This is a genomic window from Saccharothrix coeruleofusca, assembly GCF_014648515.1.
Lineage (GTDB): Bacteria > Actinomycetota > Actinomycetes > Mycobacteriales > Pseudonocardiaceae > Actinosynnema > Actinosynnema coeruleofuscum.
Map to the genome: position 1 here is coordinate 465,308 of NZ_BMRG01000002.1, position 22,010 is coordinate 487,317.

Annotated in this window: 20 protein-coding genes; 12 read left to right on the forward strand and 8 right to left on the reverse strand. The window is 72.7% G+C overall.

From position 1 onward, the window contains the following. Nucleotides 1-24: 24 nt before the first annotated feature. Together IEZ00_RS36320 and IEZ00_RS06855 are read left to right on the forward strand one after the other, a co-directional pair. Nucleotides 25-177 carry a zinc-binding dehydrogenase gene (locus IEZ00_RS36320; RefSeq protein ID WP_306344664.1) on the forward strand — a complete coding sequence of 51 codons (153 nt, stop codon included), beginning with the start codon at nt 25-27 and terminating at the stop codon, nt 175-177. A 77-nt stretch (nt 178-254) separates the two neighbouring features. Next, nucleotides 255-860, forward strand: coding sequence for an ABC transporter permease (locus IEZ00_RS06855; protein ID WP_189222191.1), 606 nt, complete (start codon nt 255-257; stop codon nt 858-860). Nucleotides 861-897: 37 nt separating this feature from the next. On the opposite strand, the gene IEZ00_RS06860 is transcribed toward IEZ00_RS06855, so the two are convergent. Then, nucleotides 898-1,509 (reverse strand): TetR/AcrR family transcriptional regulator, encoded by a 612-nt coding sequence (locus tag IEZ00_RS06860; RefSeq protein WP_189222192.1) that lies wholly within the window; start codon nt 1,507-1,509, stop codon nt 898-900. Between the two features lie 321 nt (nt 1,510-1,830). Between IEZ00_RS06860 and IEZ00_RS06865 the strand changes: the two genes are divergently transcribed. Together IEZ00_RS06865 and IEZ00_RS06870 are read left to right on the forward strand one after the other, a co-directional pair. After that, entirely contained in the window at nt 1,831-2,706 is an 876-nt protein-coding gene (locus IEZ00_RS06865) for a DedA family protein (protein ID WP_229795177.1), read from the forward strand. Beyond that, the gene (locus tag IEZ00_RS06870; RefSeq protein ID WP_189222193.1) at nt 2,703-4,706 is read left to right on the forward strand and encodes a penicillin acylase family protein; all 2,004 of its coding nucleotides are present in this window, start codon (nt 2,703-2,705) and stop codon (nt 4,704-4,706) included. Before IEZ00_RS06865 ends, IEZ00_RS06870 begins: the two co-directional genes overlap by 4 nt. Before the next feature lie 42 nt (nt 4,707-4,748). Here the strand turns inward: IEZ00_RS06870 and IEZ00_RS06875 are convergent, their stop codons facing one another. After that, nucleotides 4,749-5,777 carry an Lrp/AsnC family transcriptional regulator gene (locus tag IEZ00_RS06875; protein WP_268248661.1) on the reverse strand — a complete coding sequence of 343 codons (1,029 nt, stop codon included), beginning with the start codon at nt 5,775-5,777 and terminating at the stop codon, nt 4,749-4,751. A gap of 93 nt (nt 5,778-5,870) precedes the next feature. Between IEZ00_RS06875 and IEZ00_RS06880 the strand changes: the two genes are divergently transcribed. The 3 genes from IEZ00_RS06880 to IEZ00_RS06890 all read left to right on the forward strand — a co-directional run bounded on the left by IEZ00_RS06880 (nt 5,871) and on the right by IEZ00_RS06890 (nt 9,194). After that, nucleotides 5,871-7,394 (forward strand): MFS transporter, encoded by a 1,524-nt coding sequence (locus tag IEZ00_RS06880; protein ID WP_189222195.1) that lies wholly within the window; start codon nt 5,871-5,873, stop codon nt 7,392-7,394. A 34-nt stretch (nt 7,395-7,428) separates the two neighbouring features. Then, complete coding sequence (locus IEZ00_RS06885) at nt 7,429-8,328, forward strand: alpha/beta fold hydrolase (protein WP_189222196.1); 900 nt, start codon at nt 7,429-7,431, stop codon at nt 8,326-8,328. A 134-nt stretch (nt 8,329-8,462) separates the two neighbouring features. Further along, nucleotides 8,463-9,194: a DJ-1/PfpI family protein gene (locus tag IEZ00_RS06890; protein ID WP_229795181.1), complete on the forward strand. Its 732-nt coding sequence runs from the start codon at nt 8,463-8,465 to the stop codon at nt 9,192-9,194. 52 nt (nt 9,195-9,246) lie between these two features. Here IEZ00_RS06890 and IEZ00_RS06895 read toward each other — a convergent pair whose 3' ends face one another. The 3 genes from IEZ00_RS06895 to IEZ00_RS06905 all read right to left on the reverse strand — a co-directional run bounded on the left by IEZ00_RS06895 (nt 9,247) and on the right by IEZ00_RS06905 (nt 11,826). Continuing rightward, nucleotides 9,247-9,567, reverse strand: coding sequence for a hypothetical protein (locus IEZ00_RS06895; RefSeq protein WP_189222197.1), 321 nt, complete (start codon nt 9,565-9,567; stop codon nt 9,247-9,249). 2 nt (nt 9,568-9,569) lie between these two features. Next, nucleotides 9,570-10,235 (reverse strand): DJ-1/PfpI family protein, encoded by a 666-nt coding sequence (locus tag IEZ00_RS06900; RefSeq protein WP_189222198.1) that lies wholly within the window; start codon nt 10,233-10,235, stop codon nt 9,570-9,572. 304 nt (nt 10,236-10,539) lie between these two features. Further along, on the reverse strand, nt 10,540-11,826 hold the full coding sequence (locus tag IEZ00_RS06905) for a hypothetical protein (RefSeq protein WP_189222199.1): 1,287 nt from the start codon (nt 11,824-11,826) through the stop codon (nt 10,540-10,542). Between the two features lie 293 nt (nt 11,827-12,119). Between IEZ00_RS06905 and IEZ00_RS06910 the strand changes: the two genes are divergently transcribed. Beyond that, entirely contained in the window at nt 12,120-12,740 is a 621-nt protein-coding gene (locus IEZ00_RS06910) for a hypothetical protein (protein ID WP_189222200.1), read from the forward strand. A gap of 13 nt (nt 12,741-12,753) precedes the next feature. Here the strand turns inward: IEZ00_RS06910 and IEZ00_RS06915 are convergent, their stop codons facing one another. After that, nucleotides 12,754-14,337 carry an amidohydrolase gene (locus IEZ00_RS06915; RefSeq protein WP_229795183.1) on the reverse strand — a complete coding sequence of 528 codons (1,584 nt, stop codon included), beginning with the start codon at nt 14,335-14,337 and terminating at the stop codon, nt 12,754-12,756. Nucleotides 14,338-14,411: 74 nt separating this feature from the next. Here IEZ00_RS06915 and IEZ00_RS06920 point away from each other — a divergent pair, with 74 nt between their 5' ends. Both IEZ00_RS06920 and IEZ00_RS06925 read left to right on the forward strand, forming a co-directional pair. Beyond that, complete coding sequence (locus IEZ00_RS06920; protein ID WP_189222201.1) at nt 14,412-15,359, forward strand: methionyl-tRNA formyltransferase; 948 nt, start codon at nt 14,412-14,414, stop codon at nt 15,357-15,359. A gap of 202 nt (nt 15,360-15,561) precedes the next feature. Further along, nucleotides 15,562-16,221, forward strand: a complete 660-nt coding sequence (locus tag IEZ00_RS06925) for an HNH endonuclease family protein (RefSeq protein ID WP_189222202.1) — start codon at nt 15,562-15,564, stop codon at nt 16,219-16,221. Between the two features lie 25 nt (nt 16,222-16,246). Here the strand turns inward: IEZ00_RS06925 and IEZ00_RS06930 are convergent, their stop codons facing one another. Beyond that, on the reverse strand, nt 16,247-17,044 hold the full coding sequence (locus IEZ00_RS06930) for a hypothetical protein (protein ID WP_189222203.1): 798 nt from the start codon (nt 17,042-17,044) through the stop codon (nt 16,247-16,249). Nucleotides 17,045-17,192: 148 nt separating this feature from the next. Here IEZ00_RS06930 and IEZ00_RS06935 point away from each other — a divergent pair, with 148 nt between their 5' ends. Together IEZ00_RS06935 and IEZ00_RS06940 are read left to right on the forward strand one after the other, a co-directional pair. Further along, nucleotides 17,193-18,692: a CYTH and CHAD domain-containing protein gene (locus IEZ00_RS06935; protein WP_189222204.1), complete on the forward strand. Its 1,500-nt coding sequence runs from the start codon at nt 17,193-17,195 to the stop codon at nt 18,690-18,692. 85 nt (nt 18,693-18,777) lie between these two features. After that, nucleotides 18,778-20,367 carry a beta-N-acetylhexosaminidase gene (locus tag IEZ00_RS06940; RefSeq protein WP_189222205.1) on the forward strand — a complete coding sequence of 530 codons (1,590 nt, stop codon included), beginning with the start codon at nt 18,778-18,780 and terminating at the stop codon, nt 20,365-20,367. Between the two features lie 66 nt (nt 20,368-20,433). Here IEZ00_RS06940 and exaC read toward each other — a convergent pair whose 3' ends face one another. Then, nucleotides 20,434-21,957 carry an acetaldehyde dehydrogenase ExaC gene (gene exaC, locus IEZ00_RS06945; RefSeq protein ID WP_189222206.1) on the reverse strand — a complete coding sequence of 508 codons (1,524 nt, stop codon included), beginning with the start codon at nt 21,955-21,957 and terminating at the stop codon, nt 20,434-20,436. Nucleotides 21,958-22,010: the final 53 nt, after the last annotated feature.

The window sequence follows — 22,010 nt, forward strand, 5'->3', positions numbered from 1 at the left end:
TGTCCCGACGCCTTCCGGGCCCGCATGCGCGAGGACCTGACCGAGGTGCTGCGACTGGTGGCCGACGGTGCGCTCACCCCGCAGATCGCGGCGGAGTTCCCGCTGACCGAGACCACCGCGGCACTGGAACTGGCCGAGTCGCGCACCACCGCGGGCAAGATCGTCATCGTCCCCTAGCGGCGAACGCCCCGGCGCCGCCACACCGGCCACCACCGGCCGACATCGCCCTGCCCACTCATCCGGAGGCACCAGTCGTGACCACCACCGAACTACCCGTCCCGACGAGCACCACCAGCACCGTCGCCCGCGCGGTTGGGGTCGACAACCGCACCACCTACATCAGCTTCGGGCTGGCCTACCTCCTCGGGCACGGCAGCAGGGCGATCTCCAGCGGCGCCGACCCGCTGGTCGCCCTCCCCGCCTGGTTGCCGGTGGCGCTGCTCGGCTCCGGTCTCGGCGCGGGCACCGTCCTCGCCACTCTCGCCGCCACCCGCGCCCAGCGCGACGCCGACGGACCCGAGGCCGTGACCGGCAAGCTGCTGGGCGCGTCCTGGATCACTGCCTTCGTCGGACTCTTCCTCGCGATCACCGGGCTCGCCGCTGTGCCGGGCATGCCGGATCTGCAGAGCACGCTGTGGCCCACCGGTTCCGGTTTCGTCGTCGGACTGCTCTACCTCGCGGAGGGCGCCGCCCGCCGCAACGTCCTGCACTACCTGCTCGGCACTTGGCTCACGCTGATCTCGACCGCGGCGCTCTTCCTCGCCACCCCCGGCACGTTCTGGGTCCTCGCCCTCGCGGGTGGTGGCGGCTACGCGCTCGCGACCGTCCTGGAGTACCGCCGCGTCGCCGCGGCCCGCTGACATCCCGACCGACCGATCGAACGTCCCGAGTGGACGATCACGCCGTGCGGTTGTCGACGCGGGGAGCGTGGAAGACGGCCGACACGGCGTCGTCGAGGACGGCTTCCTCCTCGCCGCCACCCGGCCGCGCGACGGGGATGATCCGGGTCAGGGCGATGCCCTCGACGACCGTGAGCAGGAAACGGGCACGTCGCTTGTCGTCGGCTTCCGGAACGGCACCTTGCTCGGTGAGAACGCGGAGCCAGCCCGCGATGGCGTCGAGCGCCCTGGCCGTGTAGGACGCCCACGCGTTGCGCGCTTCGGTGCCACCGCCGGGGCCGAAAGCCGCGTTCAAGACCTTCAGCCACTTGTCGGCCGTGCTCTGGTCGGCGGGTTGCAGCGGGGGGAGCAGTTGCGCGAGGCATTCGCGGAGCCGCACCTCGGCGGGCAGGGAGGTGTCGTGGATGCGCAGGTCGGACGGCGTCCCGTCGAGGGCCGCGGCGAAGACCGCCTGGTGCAGCGACCGCTGGGTGGGGAAGTAGTGGCGCAGGGTGCTGGCCCCGATGCCTGCCCGCTCGGCGACCGCCCGGACGGTGAGCGTGGCCTCCGGGTCCTCGGCCAGCAGCGCCCTCGCCGCGTCCACGATCTCCTGCCGTCGACGGCCAGGCATAGATCTCCTTGTCCTCTCGTCGGCACGGGCGGACGAACGGTCGCGGCGGCAGGCGGTCCGGTGTGGACACCAGCGTGTCGCCGATGCCGCCGACCAGCGGAAACCAGCGGCGAACCGCAGCACCCCGGACCGGATGTTACCCCGGACGAACCGCCGAGCTCCCCTAGCACCTTGTACTAGCACGTTGTACTGGTACGTTGTGCTAGTGGCGCGATCGGGCGCGGCACCGGCGAAGGAGTGCGCGTTGCCCGCCCCGCCGCGCGTCGCCCGGACCGCCCGTTCGTCACGCAGGCCGGTAACCGCAGCTCAGATGGGAAGTCCATGGCTGGAACAGGTCCAGGACGGCAACAGCTCCGCAGGCCGGAGGCCGACACCGTTCGCATCCCCGCCGCCGCGCGTCCGGTCGCGGCGGCGGAGCAGTCCCCCGAAGCCGGTCGGCGCTCGGGGTCGCGGTGGCGGAACAGCGACTACTCGGCGGCCGAGCGCGAACAGGCGAAGCAGGCCTGGCGGAAGGTCGTGCCGTGGGAGCACCCGATGACCCGCGGCGACAAGGTGCTGGTGTTCTCGACGCTCGGCGTCGTGCTCCTGATGCTGGCCTCGATGCCGGTGCGGCCGTTCCTGGTGGCCTCGCACCCGATCGCGCTGAGCGCGGTCACCGGCAGCCTGTCCGCGATCGGCGCGGGCGCGGCGTTCGCCAGGATCGGCGAGGGCGAGCTGTGGTGGGTGATCGTCGTCGGCGCGTTCGGGATGGTCAAGTTCGACTGGTTGTTCTGGTTGGCGGGCCGCCGCTGGGGCATGAAGATCATCGCGCTGTGGGCTCCGGGGGCGGGCGCGAAGCGGTTCGTCGACCGGATCCGGTCGTGGCCCCGGTGGACGATCCCGCTCGCCGTCGTCGTGGCCGCCTTCCCCGGCGTTCCCGCACCCGCGGTGTTCGCGCTGGCCGGACTGAGCCGGATGCGCCTGGTCCCCTTCCTGATCGCCGACGCGATCGGCGCCGGAGCGGTCGCTGGGCTGGTCGCGGGGCTGGGCTACGGGGTGGGACAGCACGCGGTCGATGTCGTGCTGGTGATCGACGACTACGCCCTGTGGATTACGTTGGGGCTGGTCGTGCTGGTGTCGTTCCGAGCGGCCGTGCGGGGCTTCAAAGAGGACCGGGAACGAAAAGCCGCGGCTCGCGACGGGAACCCGCGTTCATGAGCGGCGGGTCAGCCGAACACGTCCACCACATCCGGCGGGCGGACAAGCCCGTGGAGATCAGCTGGGACGAGTGGGCCGTACCCACCGTGGTGGCCGACGACGAACTCGACGTCACCTTCGGGGTGGGCTACGCCCAGGCGCGGACGAACGCGGGCCTGGTGCTGGAGCTCTACGGCATCGCCCGCGGGTGCGCGGCGGCGCTGTGGGGGGCGGAGTTCCTGGCCGAGGACACCTTCGGCGCGCGGTTGGGCCTGGACGCGCAGAGCGATGTCTGGTTCGACGCGCAGTCGCCCGAGACCATCGCCAGGATCGCGGCGTTCTGCGAAGGCTTCAACGCCGCGTGCGCGGAAGACCCGGTACTGGGCGCGGGCCGTCGGGAAGCGCTTCCCGTCACGCCCCGCGACGTGGTGGCCCACGCGCTGCGGGTCTTCGTGCGCTTCTCGACGGTGGACGCGACCGGGCGGGCCTTCGCCCCGGACGCGTTCGTCGACGCGGCGGGGTCGAACGGCTGGGCGGTGTCGGGCAGGCTCTCCTCGACCGGGAACGCCCAGCTGATCATCAACCCGCACCTGGGCTGGCAGGGCTACCACCGCTGGTTCGAGGTGCGCACCGTCCACCCCGGACGGGACTTCCACGGCGCTCAGCTGATGGGGCTGCCGTGGCAGAACATCGGCTACAGCCCGGCCGTGGCGTGGGGGCACACCGTCAACCCGGTGCCCAACCTGACCGTCTACGAGCTGGATCTGGTCGACGGCACCTACCTGTTCGACGGCGAACGCCGTCCGGTGACCACCGTCGAGCACCGGATCGAGGTGGCGGGCGGTGCGGCGGCCACCGTCACCGAGCGCCGCAGCGTGCACGGGCCGATCGTGACCGCCCCGGACGGGGCCGAGGTCGCCGTGCGGATGGCGGGCTCGCTGCACCACCCGGCGACCTCCGCGCTGGAGGGCTGGTGGCGGATGTCGCGGGCGGGCGGTGTGGCGGAGCTCTTCGCGATCCACGACGCGTCGCCGCTGCCGCTGTTCAACGTGATCGCCGCGGACTCGGCGGGCTCGATCGGGGCGCTCTACTGCGGCACCCCACCGGTCCTGCCCGGCGCGAGCCATGCCGACCTGCAGCGCAGGCTGCCCGGCCACGATCCGACGTGGCTCTGGGACGCGGTGCACCCGGCCTCGTCGATGCCGAGGGTTCTCGACCCCGAGTGCGGGTGGGTGCAGAACTGCAACGAGACGCCGTGGCTCTACACCGACCCGCCGCTGGACCCGTCGGAGTACCCGGCGTCGATCGCCCCGTCGGTCTGGACGATCGACGACCTGCGTCCGCACGCCTCCCGCGGCCAACTGGTCGGGCGGGAGCGCATCACCCCCGACGAACTGCTCGGGCTCAAGTACACGACCCGTGCGCTGCTGGCCGATCTCGTCCTCGACGACCTGCTCGCCGCCGCGGCGGGCAGGGAGGACCTGCGCGCCGCGGTTGAGGTGCTGACGGCCTGGGACCGGCACTGCCACCACGACAGCGGCGGCTACTTGCTGTTCCTGCTGTGGGGGCTGCGCATCGTTGCCCAGATCGCCGACCACACCCTGCTGGAGCGCCCTGCCGAGCCCGGCGGGATGCCGGGACCGCTGCGCGACCCGGCCTCGGGCGTGGAGGTCCTGCGCGCCGCCGTCGACACCATGGCCGGGCTCGGACTGCCGCTGGACGCCTCGATCGGGCAAGTGCTCACCCTCGGCTCCGGCGAGCACGCGGTGCCCGCCGACGGCGGGTCGGGGGTGCTCGGCGTCCTGAAGTCCCTGGAGATCACCGCCGGGGCGAGCGGAGTGCGGCTGTTGCTGGGCGACACCTGGATCTCGCACGTCCGCTTCGGCGGCGAGCACGGCCCCTTGGCGCGGAGCCTGCTCGTCTACGGCAACACCACCGAACCGTCCGCGCCGCCCGCGCGGTCCCAGTACGCCCTCTGGGGAGCCGACCGGCTGCGCCCGCAGCGATCGGACGGCAGGTGACCGACCGCCTGCCGGGGGCGTTGAGAAGAGGAGCCCGACCGGTCAGCCGGGGATCTCCAAGCGCGTGCCGTCCACGCGGGTGCCGGACTGCTTGAGCCTGCGCAGCACCGGGGCGACCTCGACCTCGCGCACGCCGTCGAGCCCGCCCGTCCGCTCGGTGATGTAGCGGTAGAGGTCGTCGAGACTGCGGCAGGTGAGCCAGGCGATGACGTTGGTTCGACCGGTGACGGCGGCGACGAACAACGTCTCCGGGTGCTCGGACAGCGCCCGGCAGGTCGCTTCGACCGCGGCGGGCTGGACGGTCAGCCACAGGTAGGCCTCAACCGGGTAGCCCAGAGCCGTGGCGGACAGGTCGACGTGCAAGTAGACGACGCCGTCGGTCAGCAGCGTCTCCAGGCGTCGCGCGGCACGCCCCTCGGAGATCCCCGCCGCCCGCGCGAGAGCTCCGATCGACGCCCGTCCGTCCCTGCCGAGGGCCTTGAGCATGGCGTAGTCGACGGGTTCGAGGGAGCCGATGACCCGGCTGGTCGCCCGTCGCGAGGCGGGCATGTCGCGGGCGAGCCGCTCGACCTGGTCGGGGGTCAGCACGTCCTGGTCCCCGATCAGGTCGGTCGCCCTGCCTCCGACGAATCGGCGCAGGATCACCGACAGCGCCACATCGAGGACCGCCCCGGAGCGCGGGAGGCGTCCCAGCAGCAGGTGCTCGCGCTGCTCCTGCGTGTGGGACCGCACCGAGCAGACAACCTCCGCGCCGCCTGCGGTCACCGCGACCCAAGCCACGTCCCGCCGCTGCGCCAGTGCCCCGCCCAGATCGAGGACCGCGTCCGGCCGGGTGCGCACCCGCACGATCCAGTCGCTCTCACCGAGCGCGGTCGGGTCGACGTTCGCCGCCACCCGCAGCGTCCCGGCCCGGTACAGGGCGTTGTACCGCCGCGCGACCGTGCGCTCGGAGACGTCGAGCACTTCCGCGAGCCTCCGGAACGGAACCCGCGGACTGATCTGCAAGCTGCGGACAATCCGCTTGTCCAAGGAGTCCAGCGTGACTGATTTCGGCGCTGGCGACGAATCCACGTCGAAAATCTACACGCGCGCCGCCGACTGGGCCGTCCCCATCACCTCGGGTCGAGACACTGGCCACAGCCACCTCGACCGGGAGATCCGACAATGCGCAAGTGGTTGCCCTTGGCCACTGTCCTGCTGGGCACGTTCATGCTGTTGATCGACGTGACCGTCGTCAACGTCGCGCTGCCCGCCGTGGCAGGGGATCTCAAGACGTCCTTCGGCTCATTGCAGTGGGTCGTGGACGCCTACGCCCTCGTCCTCGCCTCGCTCGTGCTCGGCACCGGTTCCATCGCCGACCTGGTCGGCCACCGCCGCACCTACCTCGGTGGTCTGGCGGTGTTCGCGGCGGCCTCGCTGGTCTGCGGCCTGGCGCCGGACGTCGCCGTGCTGATCATGGCCCGAATCGCGCAGGGCATCGGGGCGGCGGCGATGCTCGCGACCGTGTTCGCCCTGCTCAACAGCAACTACTCCGGCCGTGACCGGAGCACCGCCTACGGTGTGTGGGGCGCGGTCGCGGGCATCTCGGCCTCCGTTGGTCCGATCATCGGCGGCCTGCTCACCGAAGGCGCCTCGTGGCGCTGGGTCTTCTTCGTGAACATCCCGCTCAGCATCGTCGCGATCACGCTCGGCGCCGCTGTGCTCGGTGATGCCCACCCGCGGGAGCGGGGGCGCGTGGACGTGGCAGGCATGGTGACCTTCGCCGCCGCGATCGCCGCCCTGGTCCACGGCCTGATCCGCGCCAATGAGCACGGTTGGGGCCATCCGGCCACATGGGCCTGGATCGCGGCCGGGCCGGTGCTGCTGGCGTTGTTCGCGGCCGTCGAGCTGAAGGCCGCCCACCCGATGCTCGACCTGCGCCTCCTGCGCGATCGCTCGTTCGCGGGTCTCCTGCTGGCCGCGTTCTTCATGTCGTTCAGCGCCTTCGCGGGAGTGACCTACACGTCGCTCTGGCTGCAGTCGGTGCTCGGAATGAGCCCGATCGGGGCCGCGCTCGCGGGTTCGCCGCTGACGATCGCCTCGTTCGCCGCTTCAGTGGCGGTCGGCCGGTTCCTGCACTCCGCTCGACCGGGACCGGTGATCACCTGCGGTCTGGCACTGGTCGGGGTGGGCGGGATCGCGGGCGGTCTGCTGCTGCGCGGCTCGGCGGACTGGGTCGCGCTCGTCCCCGGCTACGTGATCGCGGGGGTCGGCGCGGGCATGGCGGCCCCGACGCTCAGCTCGACGGCGATGAGCGCGGTGCCCGTGCAGCGCGGCGGCATGGCGGCGGGCGCGGTCAACACCGCCCGCCAGCTCGGCTTCGCCCTGGGCATCGCCGTCCTCGGCTCAGTCTTCTCCGCCAGGGTCGGGCGCGTCCTGTCCGCCCACGACGTGCCCGACCCCGCCGGGACGTCGCGGGCGCTGTCCGCGGGCCAGGCATCCGCCCTGCTCGACGGGGTGCCGGAAGGCGGTCGTGCCGCCCTCGACACCGCCCTGCGCGCCTCCTCGGTCAGTGGCGTCGGCTGGACGCTGTGGGTCTCCGGCATCACCGGTGTCCTCGCCTACCTCGCCGTGCTCGTCCTCCTCCGCCCGGCCCCCCGAGGCGACGCCGACCGCGTTCCGGTCGCCGCCTCCCCCGAACGACCCTGACGAAGCAGACCCGATACCGCGAAAGGAAAGCACCGTGCTCTCAACTGCCACCCACCGCTTCGCCCACGGGGTGACCTCCGCCGGAGCGGCCAGGGGGATGGTTTTCACCGGTCTGCGCCGGACCTCGGGTGACACTCACGACGTCCCGCTGATCGTCGCGCTGCACGGCGGCGGCTACACCTCCGCCTACTTCGACGTGCCCGGCTACTCGCTGCTGGACCGCGCGGCGGGCGCGGGCGTGCCGGTCATCGCCGTTGACCGGCCGGGTTACGGGGGTAGCACCCCGGTCCCGCTCGGCGACTCGCCGTACCTGGCGAACGCAGCCACGGTGGACCACCTGATCGGCGAGCTGTGGCAAACCCACGGGGCGGGCACTGCGGGGATCGTGCTGGTCGGTCACTCCATCGGAGCTCAGGTCGCGCTGGCGATCGCGGGTGGGAGACCCCGCTGGCCGCTGTTGGGCTTGTCCGTGTCCGGCTGCCTGCTGCGGCACGGCGACGGCTTCGCCGAGACCTGGGCGGCCGCCCCCGGCACCTACCTCGACGTCTCCGTCGAGGAGAAGGCCGAGCTGATGTTCGGTCCCGAGTGGACTCGCCGCGACGACATGCCGCGGGCGAGCTTCTTCGCCAACGTCCCCGTTCTCACCGCCGAGCTGACAGGAGGGGCGGGGTGGGAGAAGTCCTTCCGGGACCTCGCTCCGGAGATCACCGTCCCCGTCCAGCTCCGCCACGGCCGGTTCGATCCCCTGTGGGGCGACGCCGACGACCAGATCCCCGAGTTCGTCGCGGAGCTCGAGTCCTCGCCGTGGATCGACGCCGCCGCCGTTCCGGCCGCCGGGCACGCCATCGATTACCACAGGGTCGGCGCGGCGTTCCACGCGCAGCAGCTCGCCTTCGCGCTGACCTGCGCGGCGCAGACGATCAGCGGCCCCTGATCGTCGCCATCCGTGCGGGTTTGGCCACAACCCGTTGCGACGTGGCGGAAATGCCGGTTCTCGTGACCACCGCGGACCGAGAGCATCGAGGTGGTGCAAGCAGCCGTTCCCGGAAACGCGGAGGTGTGGCGGAGTTGTCCGACATTCCCGAGTTCGACTTCGAGCAGGTGGCCAGCGGGCGTCCGCTGGAAGTGGGGATGCTCCTGTTCGACGGGGTGACATTCCTCGACTTCATCGGTCCGCACACGGCTTTCGCCTCGGCGGGCATGGCGGTCCACCTGGTGTCCGACACCCTCGACCCGGTCGTCGGGGACACCGGTGTCAGCGTCCTGCCGACCACCACCCTGGACGACTGCCCCGAGCGGTTGGACGTGCTGTTCGTGCCCGGCGGGCACGTCGGTCCGACCATGCGCCACCGCGCGAAGCTGGACTTCCTGACCGCTCGCGCCGACACCCCCTACATCACCTCGGTGTGCACGGGGTCGCTCGTCCTCGCGGCGGCCGGTCTGCTCGACGGGTACCGGGCGGCGACGCACTGGGCCACCCGCCACCACCTCGCCCGGCTCGGCGTGGAGGTGTCCACCGAGCGGGTGTGCGTCGACCGGAACAGGATCAGCGGCGGCGGGGTGACCGCGGGCATCGACTTCGGCCTCGCGCTCGTGGCGCACCTGCGCGGCGAGGAGACCGCGAAGCTGGCGCAGCTCGCCATGGAGTACACCCCCGCCCCGCCGTTCGACGCCGGTTCCCCCGAGAGCGCGGGCACCGCGCTGGTCGACAGGTTCAACGCGTTCGCGGTCTCACCCGAGCAGAGCCTGCACGACGCCGTGTCGCACGTGCTGGACCGCCGGACCACCGCGACGGCCTGAGCGCGACCGCGCTTCCCCCGCCGATCGGGCGGGGGAAGCGCGGTCACCGGGTTCACACGGGGGTGACCCGGTGGCCGCTGACCTTCGAGCTCGGCAGCCTGCCCGCCTTCGCGCGGCCGGTCAGTTCGTCGCCGGTGATCGTGACGTCGAAGGTGAGGTTGAGGCGCATGGGCCTGCGGATGGACTGCGCCCAGGTCAGCCGGTCGCCGTCCAGCGCGAGGTCGGTGAGCGGGATCTCGTCGCCGTGCTTGTCGTCCTTGGCGACGCCGCGCAGCACGCCGTCCTGGGTGGACAGTTCCAGAACGGCGTGCTGCTTGCCGATCGGCGTGTCGATGACCAGGCGCCAAGTCCCGGTGACGGCGGGCTCGGCCACGTTCACACCCCCACCGTCGAAGCGACCCCGGTGCCCCGCCACACGGTGCCCCGGCGCTCGTGCGCGATGAGCTTCTCCACCGCGATGGCCACGCGGGGGCCGAGTTCGCGTTCCAGCAGGTACAACCCGAGGTCCAGGCCCGAGGTGACCGAGGACGCGGTCACCAGGTCGCCGTCGTCGACCACCCGCACGTCGAGCATCCGGACGCCGGTGGCCTCCAGCAGGTCCAGGCCCATCCGGTGGGTGGTCGCCGGACGCCCCTCGATCAGCCCGGCCATGGCCAGCACCAGCGATCCCCCGCACACCGTGGCCACGGTGACCCCCTCGCGGTCCAGGGCCTCCTTGAGCAGCGCGGGCAACTCCGTTTCCAGGGTGCGCCCGAGCAGCACCGGGATGCTGTCCTCGGCGGGGTCCTCGGCGTCGGGCTCCGGCAGGCTGCCCAGCGCGCCGGGCACGACGACCAGGTCGGCCCGTCGCGGGTCCAGCCTCGCGGTGGCGCGCAACGCCACCCCCTTGATCCCGCTGGGCACCTCGCGCGGCCCCTCGGCCGAGACCAGTTCCACGTCCACGCCCTCGTCGGCGACCATGGCGGCGCCTGCGAGCACTTCGTACGGGGCGATCACGTCCAGCGGATCGAACCCGTCGAACAACACCACTTCTGCACGCATGCGGGCAACGCTAATTACGACCGGCGCGGGTCAGCAGTGGTTGGATCGCCAACCTTCAACGGATTCCGGCCAACTCCGCGAACCGACCGGCGCGTCGCCTCGCGGTGGAGTCTTTGGCCTTTCGGCAGGTCGACCGACCTGCCGAAAGGCAAGGACACCTCTGGCCGTTCGTTCATTGTGGACGGTCGGGCGCGCCCATAGCGTTCAGCCCATGAACAAAGACTCGCGGTTCGCACCGCTGCTGAGGTGGCTGCGGGACCACGCTCGCCTCGTGGGCGGTGGTCGCCTTTCCCGCGCCGGGTGGTCACATCAGGATCGCCGCGTCGGACAGCGGAGCGGTCCGGCAGGACCGCGACCGGCAGCCCCACCTCGACGAGTCGACAGCGGCGGAGCCGATGGAGATCAGCGCCGCGTGGGCGAGGAACCTCTCCCGCTTGTCCCGCTCGTCCAGCAGGGCGCACTCGCAGGTGGTGGGGGCGGGCACGGGCTCGTCGTGGGCCAGCCCCATGTAGCCGAGCGGGACGCCCAGGCCGCGCGCGATCCCGACCAGGGTGTCGTAGACCTCGACCGCCTTGCCCGCCACGACGTCGAGCACCTCGACCTCGGGCTGCCCGGTCAGCGCGGCGATCCGCGCGGGCGGCACGCCGTGGCGGACGAGCACGCGGTAGACCGAGGAGATGTCGCGGTGCGCCAGGGCTTGGCGCACGGCGGGCTGCTCCCACACGTCGGGCAGGTCGACCTCGCGGGCCAGGACCGCGTGCTCGGTGAGCGCGGGTCCGGGAGCCGTGCCCGCCAACCACTTGGTCCAGGCCCATTCCGGTTCCGGCCGGTGCGGCACCTCGGGCACGGCGGACAGCACCACACCGCGGATGGCGTCGTGCACGCCGTGCGGCAGCGCGACCGTGCCGGGGATGCCGCACGACGAATCGGCCAGGATCGCCGCCACCGAGTCGTCGGGCGGGCCGCCGCGCCAGTACAGCTCCACCGTGTCGCCCACGACCACGCCGTCGAGCCAGGCAGCGCCCCGCCACAGCGGCAGCCTGCGCAGCACGCCGCTCATCAGCTCGGCGGGCAGGGCGGCCTGGGCTCGCAGGGCGCGGCGCTCCAGCGGGTGCAGCTGCTCGCCCGGTCCCGGTGGCAGTCCCGCGGTCCTGGCCTGGCGCCACCGCTGCCGGGACACGCCGAGCAGGCGCACTTCGCCACCGGGCGCCCGCAGGTCGAGGTGGTCGCGACCGGGGTGGGCGCGCAGGCCCGGCACTCCCAGCAGTTCTCCGCCCGCCAGCGACGGCAGCGCTTCGGCCAGCAGGTGGTCCAGGGCGGCGTCGTGCACCCGCAGGCCGAGCACGCGCTCGTCCAGCTGCACGCAGCCGATCAGGGCGGTGGGCCGCACGGCGACCCTCCGGCGCCGCATCCGCGCCATCGCCCGGTGCACGGCGGTCAGCAGCGCCGCCTCGAACCGCCGCTGGGCGCCGGTCGCCGCCGAGGGCACCAGCGGACCGGTGGCCGAGCCCCGCCTGCGCACCGTGTTCTGGGTCTCGCCGGTGCACCAGCAGCGCTTCACCAGGGGCGTGGGCGGGAAGCTGGCTGGCACGACGACCTCCGCGGGTGCCGCCCGGTCGGCAAGCCCAGTCCGAAGGTGGTGCTGGGTGGTCGCGGTGCGCGGACGCGCGCTCTGGAGGCACCCGCTCCTTCCGGGTCAGGAGGAGCCTCGACGGCGGCCGCGACCGCCGCACCAGAAGCTACAACACCCGGTCGGACCAGCCGAGCGAACTCACCCGAACGTGCTCTTCAGAGGAGGTGAGCAAGCCCCTTTCGGACCACGGAATTGTCGTACCCCGCCGGTAGAATCGAACACGAGTTCGACCGCTGCGAGGGGAGCCTGCCGTGGAGCCGGTCAGCGTCACCGCCTTGTCCTTCACCGAGTACGTCATGAGCGGTCAGCGGGGCCGCATCAACATCGTGTCGGAGCAGCGCAGCATCTACCTGACCGCGGATCGGTGGGTGTGCGGCTTCTACAACCCGATGCGCGACGCGATGCGCCGCGCGGCCAACTCGCCGGACCCGGAGGCGGAACTGGACCGGGCCGTCCGGTCGGCCAGCCTCAACGGCCAGCTGCGGGCGTTCGAGGAGTTGCGCGACGGGTTCCTGCCGTGGCTGCGGTCCACGCGGGCGACCGGGGTGCCGACCGGCACGACCCGCTGGTCGGCGGGCGAGCTGACGCTGAAGGTGCGGCCGCACCTGGGACTGCTGGGGCCGGACGGCTCGACCGCGGCGGTGCTGGTGTACGTCAAGGAGCAGCCGATGACCCAGGAGGTGGCCAACGTCGGGTTGCGGATCTTGCAGCACACGATGCCGTTGACGCTGGCGGGCGCGGAGCCGCTGGTGCTGGACGCGCGGCGGGGCCGGGCGTTCCGGATGTCCCGGCGGACGAACCTGGCGAAGCTGGACGCGCTGATCGCGGCCGAGGCCGCGGGGTACGTGGTGCACTGGCGGATGAGCGCCTGAGGGGGCGTGCGGGTCAGCCGGGGAAGCCCGCCGGGTTGTGGGCGAACTCGCCCGCCACCACGGTGGCCAGGACGGCGATGTCGGCGATCCTGGACGGCTCGGTGGTCCGCGGGTCGGCTTCCAGCACGGCGAAGTCCGCCCGCTTCCCCGGTGCGACCGACCCCAGGTCGTGCTCCCGCCTGCACGCGTAGGCGGAGCCCGCCGTGTAGGCCGACAGGGCCTGCTCGACGGTGAGCCGTTCGTCCGGCCCCACCGGCAGGCCGGTGCTGGAGAGGCGCTCGACCATGAACTGGATCGCGCGCAGCGGGCTGCCGTCGGCGACCGGGCGGTCCGAGCTGCCCGCGATCGGGATGCCGCGGTCGAGGAACGACTTGCCGCGGTACATCCAGGGCGCCCGCCGGGGGCCCATGATCCCGGAGTAGTCGTCGCCGTAGGCCCACAGGAAAGTGGGTTGGACCACCGGGATCAGGTTCAGCTCGGCGATCCGGTCGAGCTGGTCGGGGCGGACCAGGCCGCAGTGCTCGATGCGGTGCCGGGCGTCGGGGCGGGGTCGCCGGGACACCGCCTCGGCGAGGGCGTCCAGCGCGAAGTCGATCGCCCGGTCGCCGATCGCGTGCACGGCCAGCTGCCAGCCCGCGGCGTGGCCGTCGATGATCGAGGCCCGCATCACCTCGGGGTCGTCCTGGAGCTGGCCCCGGCCGCCGATGCCCTCGTAGGGCTCGGTCAGCGCGGCGGTGCGGGCGATCATGCCGCCGTCGGTGAAGACCTTGAGGGCGCCGATGGACAGCTTCGCGTCGCCAAGGCCGGTGCGCAGGCCCAGTGCCACCGCGCGGTCGAGCCGGTCGTCGCGGTGCGCCGCGACGGGCCGCAGCTGGTCCGCCGCGACCATGAGCTGGACGCGGATGGGCAGGTCGGCGCGCTGGTAGGCGCCGACCTCCAGCGGGGTGCTGCCGATCAGGCCGCCCGCGACGCCCGCCTCGGCGGCCAGGACGACGCCTTGCCGCAGGCACTGCCTGGCTCCGGCTTCGATGTCGGCGACGACGTCGTCCAGCGAGTACGGCAGGCGCAGGGCGCGCACGGCGGTCTGCGCCGCCTCGGCGAGGAAGCCGGTGGGCTCGCCGCGCTCGTCGCGCTGCACGTCGCGCAGGGCCTCGGCGGGCAGCGCGGCCAGGGTGGCGCTGTCGACCACGCAGGCGTGGCCGGACAGGTCCTGCACGTAGACCGGCCTGCCGATCCGGTCCAGGTCCTTGGCGGTGAGCGGGCGGTCCAGGGCGCGGTGGTCGTAGCCCGCCACCTCCAGCCAGCCCGTGCCGCGGTCGGCCGCGAGGAGGTCGACGATGTCGGCGGCCGTGGCGCACCCGGAGATGTCCAGGGTCCGCGCGGCGCGTCCCGCCCACGCGAGGTGGTTGTGGGCGTCGACGAACCCCGGCAGCACCACCGCGCCGTCGAGGTCGACCTCGCGCCGGGCGGGCAGGTCCGCCACTTCCTCGTCCAGGCCGACGACCAGTCCGCGCCACACGCCGACGGTGCTCGCGGCGGGGCGGTCGGGGGCCATGGTCAGCACCCGGCCGCCGGTCAGCTTGAGATCGAGGATCACTCGCGCAGGCTAGCCCATGCTTGGATTAGGGTCGGTTAAGTTAGGCAAGGCTTGCCAATCCGAGGAGGAACCCGATGCGGGTCGTCATGTTCGGCTACCAGACGTGGGGGCACCGCACGCTCCAGGCCCTGCTGGACTCCGAGCACGAGGTGGCGCTGGTCGTCACCCACCCCAAGAGCGACCACGCCTACGAGCGGATCTGGAGCGACTCGGTCGCCGACCTGGCCGCCGAGCACGGCGTCGAGGTGCTGGTCCGCGAGCGCCCGGACGACGAGGAGCTGGTGGCCCGGCTCAAGGCGGTCGAGCCGGACGTGATCGTGGCGACGAACTGGCGCACCTGGATCCCGCCGCACATCTTCACCCTGCCCAAGCACGGCACGCTGAACGTGCACGACTCGCTGCTGCCCGCCTACGCCGGTTTCTCCCCGCTGATCTGGGCCCTGCTCAACGACGAGAAGGAGGTCGGCGTCACCGCGCACATGATGGACGAGACCCTGGACGCGGGTGACATCGTGCTGCAGCGCTCGGTGCCGGTCGGGCCGAGGGACACCGCCACCGACCTGTTCCACAAGACCCTGGAGCTGTTCGGGCCGATCACCGTCGACGGGCTGGCCGAGATCGCCAAGGGGCGCACCGACTTCACCCCTCAGGACCGCAGCAAGGCCAGCTTTTTCCACAAGCGCGCCGAGGAGGACCTGCGCATCGACTGGACCTGGTCGGCCGAGGAGCTGGACCGGCTGGTGCGGGCGCAGTCCGCGCCCTACCCCAGCGCGTTCGCCTTCCACCGGGGCAAGCGGCTGGAGATCGTGGAGGCCGAGGTGTCCCGGGCGCGCTACGGCGGCACGCCGGGCCGGATCTTCTACCGGGAGGGCGACGGCGTGGCGATCGTCGCGGGCGCCGACGCGCGGCGGGGCCGCAACCACGCCCTGCTGGTCAAGCGGGTCCGCACCGAGGACGGTGTGGAGATGGGCGCGACCGAGTACTTCACGCACATGGGCGGATACCTGACCAGCCGCCCCTGACCGCCGAGCGCGCGGTCGACCGCGAGGCAGGTCCACGCCGACAACACCAGCGCGGCGTGGACCACCAGCGGGTAGGACGCGGTCACCGCAGCGGGCAGGATCGTGCGACGGAGAGTGACCAGCCCGTCCGGATCATCCGATTCCGCTGACACGATGTGGGGGCGGCGGCCCGGCGGTGGCGCCGATCGCTGATCATTGGTCCATGAGCCGAACGCGGTCCACCACGCTGACCGGCCTCGTCGTGCTGATCCTGTTGGCCGTCGCGGGCTACTACCTGACCCAGTACCGCGAGTCGCAGCCGGACCAGGCGCCGCCCACGACCGCACCGACCGGTGACGCCGCCGCCCAGCTGGCCGGGCTGACCGTGGCCCCCGAGGGGAAGATGACCGGCTACAGCCGCGACCGGTTCCCGCACTGGAGCGGCCAGGGCAACTCGTGCGACACCCGCGAGGTCGTGCTCCAGCGGCAGGGCGCCGACGTGCGCACCGACTCCGCCTGCAAGGCCGTCTCCGGCTCGTGGACCAGCGTGTACGACGGCGAGGTGGTCACCGACGCGGGCGCGCTGGACATCGACCACGTGGTGCCGCTGGCCGAGGCGTGGCGGTCGGGTGCGGACAAGTGGACCGACCAGCGGCGCGAGGAGTTCGCCAACGACCTGGGCGGGCTCCAGCTGATCGCGGTCACGGCGCGCAGCAACCGCGCCAAGGGCGACCAGGACCCGGCCAAGTGGCAGCCGCCGAACCGGGACTACCTGTGCACCTACGCGCGCAACTGGGTCGCGGTGAAGGCGAACTACCAGCTGACCGTGGACCAGGCCGAGCACGACGCCCTGGCTTCCCTGCTCGCCGGGTGCCAGGGCTGATCGGCGCAGGCCGGGACGGGCGTCCTCAGGGGCGCAGGGCGCGCAGCTGCTCGGCCAGGTCGGCGTAGACCTCGGCGCGGCGGACCCAGGCCGCCGACCCCGAGGCGGTGGACGGGACCTCGCCCAGCGGCGAGACGGGGTCGGTGACCCCGTACTCCAGGCGGTAGGCGACCAGGCCGGTGGCCGCGCGCAGCCACGGCGTCGGGTCGGGGTTGGTGATCTCGCCGGTGCCCACGCGGAACCACACCGGCAGCCGGGTGTCCGCGGCCAGTGCGCGGTCCAGGCGCCTGCGCGCCGCGTCGCGGATCTCCTCGCGGGCCTTCTCCCCCGCGATGACCGCCTCGCGCCGCCAGCTCTCCTCGCTCGCGTGCCGGTCGGCCTCCAGCCTGCGCACCGCGGTGGCCGCGTCGGCTTCGCGGGCGCCGATCTTCCAGCCCAGCTGGTGCACCTCGTGCTCCAGCGCGTCGCGCTCGATGCGGGTGATCCGCCTGCCCGACAACCGGGTGCTGGCGTTCGCGCGGCGCGCTTTGAGCTCCTCGAAGTCGGCGACCTCGTTGCGCAGCTCGACCCGCACCGAGTCGGCCAGCAGCTCCTGCTCGGCGTCCCAGGCCGCGCGCAGCGCGGCCACGACGTGGGCGATCTCGTCGTCGACGCGGTCCAGGTCCTCGTCCGGTCCGGAGCCCGCGCCCGCCAGCCTGCGTTCGAGCACGAGCAGCCGGGCGCTCACCCGCCCCAGTTCGGCGGCGAGCTCCTGGGTCGCGGTGACGAGTTCCGCGACTACCGGCTCGACCGCGTCGAGCCGCTCCTTCTCGGTGGGGGCCACGCCCCCCAGCCAACCCGACGGAACGCGCCAGTCCAGGAGGTCGGCGGGAAAACCACGCGGACGGGCTGACGCCAACGCCCGTGCAGGTCAACGCCCCACTACGCACAGTGAGTGAATGAACACGTGGTGATCGGTGTATGCCTGGGGCATGGCGACGTCGGTGCGGGAAACGGAGCGGAAGTACGAAGCGCCTGCGGGCACGGCGCTGCCGGACCTGGCGGGCCTGCCGGGTGTGGCCGCCGCGGCGGGTCCGGAGGAGCAGCGGCTGGAGGCCGTCTACTACGACACCCCGGACCTGCGCCTGGCGCGCGCCGGGCTGACGCTGCGCAGGCGGACCGGCGGGCACGACGCGGGCTGGCACCTGAAGCTGCCGGTGGGCGGCGACACCCGCGAGGAGGTGCGGCTGCCGGTGGGCGAGGCGGCCGAGCACCCGCCGGAGGAGCTGGGCGCGCTGGTGCGGGTGCACGCCAGGGGCCGTGAGCTGGGCCCGGTGGCGCGCATCGAGACCACGCGGCAGCGCTGGCAGCTGGTGGACGCGCACGGGGAGCTGCTGGCCGAGGTGGTGGAGGACCTGGTGTCGGCGCAGGCCGTCCCGGACGGGACCGGGGCCGACTCCTGGCGCGAGATCGAGGTGGAGCTGGGCGAGGGCGGGGAGCCGAAGCTGCTCAAGCGGGTGGAGCGGCTGCTGGCCGAGGCGGGCATCCGGCGGTCGACCTCGTCGGCGAAGCTGACCCGGCTGCTGGCCGACCGGCTCTCCTCGCCGGGGCCCGCGCCGGGGTCGGCCGGGACCGCGGGCGGTGTGGTGCTGGCCTACCTGCGGGAGCAGGCGGACGCGCTCAAGCGGCAGGACCCCAGGGTGCGCCGCCAGGAGGACGACGCGGTGCACCAGATGCGGGTGGCGACCCGGCGGATGCGCAGCGCGTTGCAGGCGTTCGGCTCGATCGTCGACCGGGACCGCACGCGCGAGCTGACCGACGAGCTGAAGTGGCTGGCGGGGGTGCTGGGCCAGGCGCGCGACCTGGAGGTGCTGCGCGGGCGGTTCGAGGGCGTGGTCGCCGGGCTGGAGCCCGAGCTGGTGCCCGGACCGGTGGCGGCCCGGCTCACCCGGCACTTCGCGCCGCTGGAGACCGAGGCCCAGCGGGCGCTGGTGGCCGCGCTGGACAGCTCCCGCTACTTCGCGCTGCTGGACGCGGTGGACGCGCTGCTGGCCGACCCGCCGCTGACGCCGCTGGCGGACAGGAAGGCGGTGAAGGTGCTGCCCTCGCTGGTGGAGCGCACCTACCGCAGGCTGGCCAAGCGCGCCGCCGAGGCCACCCGCCACATCGGCGACGACGACACCGCGCTGCACGAGACGCGCAAGGCGGCCAAGCGGCTGCGCTACGCGGTGGAGGCGGTCGAGCCGCTGTTCGGCAAGCGCGCCACCCGCTACCGCAAGCGGCTCAAGGCGTTGCAGGAGCTGCTGGGCGAGCACCAGGACAGCGTGGTGGCGCGGCCCGTGCTGCGGGAGCTGGGCGCGCAGGCGCAGCGCGACAACGAGAACGCGTTCGCGTTCGGTCTGCTGCACGGGCTGGAGCAGGGTCGCGCGCGGCACGCCGAGGAGCGCTTCCCCGCCGCGTGGCGGGCGCTGGGCAGGCCGAAGCTCTCCTGATTGGTCCAGACCTTGACACCAGGTGAGCGGCTTGACACGGTGGGTTCGCCGCCGCCCGCTGCCACCGCGCCGCCAGGAGGATGTCGTGGTCCCCACAGGAATCAGAGCCGGGTTGGGCCGGGTGCTCGCCGCGCTGCTGCTCGTCGGCGGCGTCGCGGGCACGGCGGTGCCCGCCCACGCCGCCGCCCCGGAGTCGCCGTTGCGCACCATCGTGCCCGCGCCCGTGCAGGTCACCCCGCGTCCGGGGGCGGACTTCGCGCTGGAGCCGGATGCCAAGATCCTCACCCAGCCCGGTTCGGCCGAGGCCAGGAAGGCCGGTGAGCACCTGGCGGGCGTGCTGCGCCCGTCCACCGGCTACCGCCTGCCGGTGACGCCCGGCCTGGTGGGCAAGGGCGTGGTGCTGCTGCTGGTCGGCGCGGACCACCGCGTCGGCGCCGAGGGCTACCAGCTCGACGTGACCCGCAAGGCGGTGTTCATCCGCGCCCGCACCGGGGCGGGGCTGTTCGCGGGCGTGCAGACGCTGCGCCAGCTGCTGCCCGCGCGGGTCGAGGCCAGGACCCCGCAGCCGGGGCCGTGGACCGTGCCCGGCGGCAGCGTGCTGGACTACCCGCGCTTCGCCCACCGCGGCGCGATGCTCGACGTGTCGCGGCACTTCTTCTCCGTCGACGAGGTCAAGCGCTACGTCGACCAGATCGCCGCGTACAAGGTCAACCGGCTGCACCTGCACCTGTCCGACGACCAGGGCTGGCGCATCGAGATCAAGAGCTGGCCCCGGCTGACCACCCACGGCGGCAGCACCGAGGTCGGCGGCGGTCCCGGCGGCTTCTACACCCAGGAGCAGTACAAGGAGATCGTGGCGTACGCGCAGTCGCGCCACATCACGGTGATCCCGGAGATCGACATGCCGGGCCACACCAACGCCGCGCTGTCCTCCTACGCCGAGCTGAACTGCGACGGCGTGGCCCCGCCGCTCTACACCGGCATCGAGGTCGGCTTCAGCTCCCTGTGCATCGACAAGGAGATCACCTACGAGTTCGTCGACGACGTGATCGGCGAGCTGGCCGCGATCACGCCCGGCCGGTACATCCACATCGGCGGCGACGAGGCGCACGCCACCACCGACCCGGACTACCAGACGTTCATGGACCGGGTGCTGCCGATCGTGGCCAAGCACGGCAAGGTCGCCACCGGCTGGCACGAGTTCGTCAAGACCGGACCGGACCCGTCGGCGGTGGCGCAGTTCTGGGGCACCTCGCCGGAGGCGCCCACCCTGGTCGAGGCCGCCGCGCGCGGCAACAGGATCGTGCTGTCCCCGGCCAACCGGGCCTACCTGGACATGAAGTACCACAAGGACACCCCGCTGGGCCTGAGCTGGGCCGGGTACGTCGAGGTGCGCGACGCCTACGACTGGAACCCCGGCAGCTACCTGCGGGGTGTGCCGGAGTCGGCGATCCACGGCGTCGAGGCCCCGCTGTGGTCGGAGACGCTGAGCGAGTCCGCGCACATCGAGTACATGGCCTTCCCGCGCCTGGCCGCCATCGCCGAGCTGGGCTGGTCCCCGTCGGCCGCGCTGGGCTGGGACGGGTTCCGGGAGCGGCTGGCCGCGCAGGGCCCGCGCTGGCGGGCGGCGGGCGTGAACTTCTACGCCTCGTCCCAGGTGCCCTGGCAGTCCTGACCGGTGCGGTGGGGCGGCAAGTACTACCCGGTCGGGTAGTACTTGCCGCCCCACCGGGGGTGCGGGCTAGAACAGCCCCTGGGCGTTCTCGGAGTAGCTGACCAGCAGGTTCTTGGTCTGCTGGTAGTGGTCGAGCATGGCGCGGTGGTTCTCCCGGCCGATGCCGGACTGCTTGTAGCCGCCGAACGCCGCGTGCGCCGGGTAGGAGTGGTAGTTGTTCACCCACACCCGCCCCGCCTGGATCTCCCGGCCCGCGCGGTAGGCCACGCCGCCGTCGCGCGACCACACGCCCGCGCCCAGCCCGTACGGGGTGTCGTTGGCGATCTTGATGGCGTCGTCGAAGTCGTCGAACCGGGTCACCGACACCACCGGCCCGAAGATCTCCTCCCGGAAGACCCGCATCTTGTTGTCGCCCTCGAAGATGGTGGGGGTGACGTAGTAGCCGCCGGACAGCTCGCCGCCCAGGTCCGCGCGCTCCCCGCCGGCGAGCAGCCGCGCCCCCTCGCGCTTGCCGACGTCGATGTAGCCGAGGATCTTCTCCAGCTGCTCGACGCTGACCTGCGCGCCGATCATCGTCTCGGTGTCGAGGGGGTCGCCCTGCCTGATCGCCCTCGTGCGCTCGGTGGCGTCGGCCAGGAACCGGTCGTAGATCGAGCTCTGGATCAGCGCGCGGGACGGGCACGTGCACACCTCGCCCTGGTTGAGGGCGAACATGGTGAAGCCCTCCAACGCCTTGTCGTAGAAGGCGTCGCGGCGCGCGGCCACGTCGTCGAAGAAGATGTTCGGGCTCTTGCCGCCCAGCTCCAGCGTCACCGGGATGATGTTCTCCCCCGCGTAGCGCATGATCAGCCTGCCGGTGCTGGTCTCCCCGGTGAAGGCGACCTTGGCGACGCGGGGGCTGGAGGCCAGCGGCTTGCCCGCCTCCAAGCCGAAGCCGTTGACCACGTTGACCACGCCCGGCGGCAGCAGCTCGGCGATCAGGTTGACCAGCACGTGGATCGACGCGGGCGTCTGCTCGGCGGGCTTGAGCACCACCGCGTTGCCCGCGGCCAGCGCGGGCGCCAGCTTCCAGGCGGCCATCAGCAGCGGGAAGTTCCACGGGATGATCTGGCCGACCACGCCCAGCGGCTCCTGGAAGTGGTAGGCGACCAGGTCGTGGCCGATCTGCGAGATGCCGCCCTCCTGGGCGCGGATGACGCCCGCGAAGTAGCGGAAGTGGTCCACCACCAGCGGCAGGTCCGCGGCCAGCGACTCGCGGATCGGCTTGCCGTTCTCCCACGTCTCGGCCACCGCGAGGGCTTCGAGGTTGTCCTCGACGCGGTCGGCGATGTCGTTGAGCACGCTGGCCCGGTCCGCGGCCGAGGTGCGGCCCCAGGCCCGGGCCGCGCCGTGCGCCGCGTCCAGCGCCCGCTCCACGTCCGGCGCGGTGCCCCTGGCCACTTCGGTGAACACCTCGCCGGTGACCGGGGTCCGGTTCTCGAAGTAGCCGCCCTCGGCGGGTGGCACGTACTCGCCGCCGATGAAGTGGTCGTACCGCTCGCGGTAGCTGACCATGCTGCCCGGTCGCCCTGGTGCCGCGTACTTCGCCATCTGGTCGGCCCTCCCCGCTTCGCCGCGTCGGATGCCGGGAAGTTAGGTGAACC

Bases quoted from the DNA above. Each gene is read 5' to 3' on its own strand.
- IEZ00_RS36320 (WP_306344664.1), top strand. From the start codon at position 25: ATGCGCGAGGACCTGACCGAGGTGCTGCGACTGGTGGCCGACGGTGCG.
- IEZ00_RS06860 (WP_189222192.1), bottom strand. From the start codon at position 1,509: ATGCCTGGCCGTCGACGGCAGGAGATCGTGGACGCGGCGAGGGCGCTG.
- IEZ00_RS06865 (WP_229795177.1), top strand. From the start codon at position 1,831: ATGGCTGGAACAGGTCCAGGACGGCAACAGCTCCGCAGGCCGGAGGCC.
- IEZ00_RS06870 (WP_189222193.1), top strand. From the start codon at position 2,703: ATGAGCGGCGGGTCAGCCGAACACGTCCACCACATCCGGCGGGCGGAC.
- IEZ00_RS06880 (WP_189222195.1), top strand. From the start codon at position 5,871: ATGCGCAAGTGGTTGCCCTTGGCCACTGTCCTGCTGGGCACGTTCATG.
- IEZ00_RS06900 (WP_189222198.1), bottom strand. From the start codon at position 10,235: ATGCGTGCAGAAGTGGTGTTGTTCGACGGGTTCGATCCGCTGGACGTG.
- IEZ00_RS06920 (WP_189222201.1), top strand. From the start codon at position 14,412: ATGCGGGTCGTCATGTTCGGCTACCAGACGTGGGGGCACCGCACGCTC.
- IEZ00_RS06925 (WP_189222202.1), top strand. From the start codon at position 15,562: ATGAGCCGAACGCGGTCCACCACGCTGACCGGCCTCGTCGTGCTGATC.
- IEZ00_RS06935 (WP_189222204.1), top strand. From the start codon at position 17,193: ATGGCGACGTCGGTGCGGGAAACGGAGCGGAAGTACGAAGCGCCTGCG.
- exaC (WP_189222206.1), bottom strand. From the start codon at position 21,957: ATGGCGAAGTACGCGGCACCAGGGCGACCGGGCAGCATGGTCAGCTAC.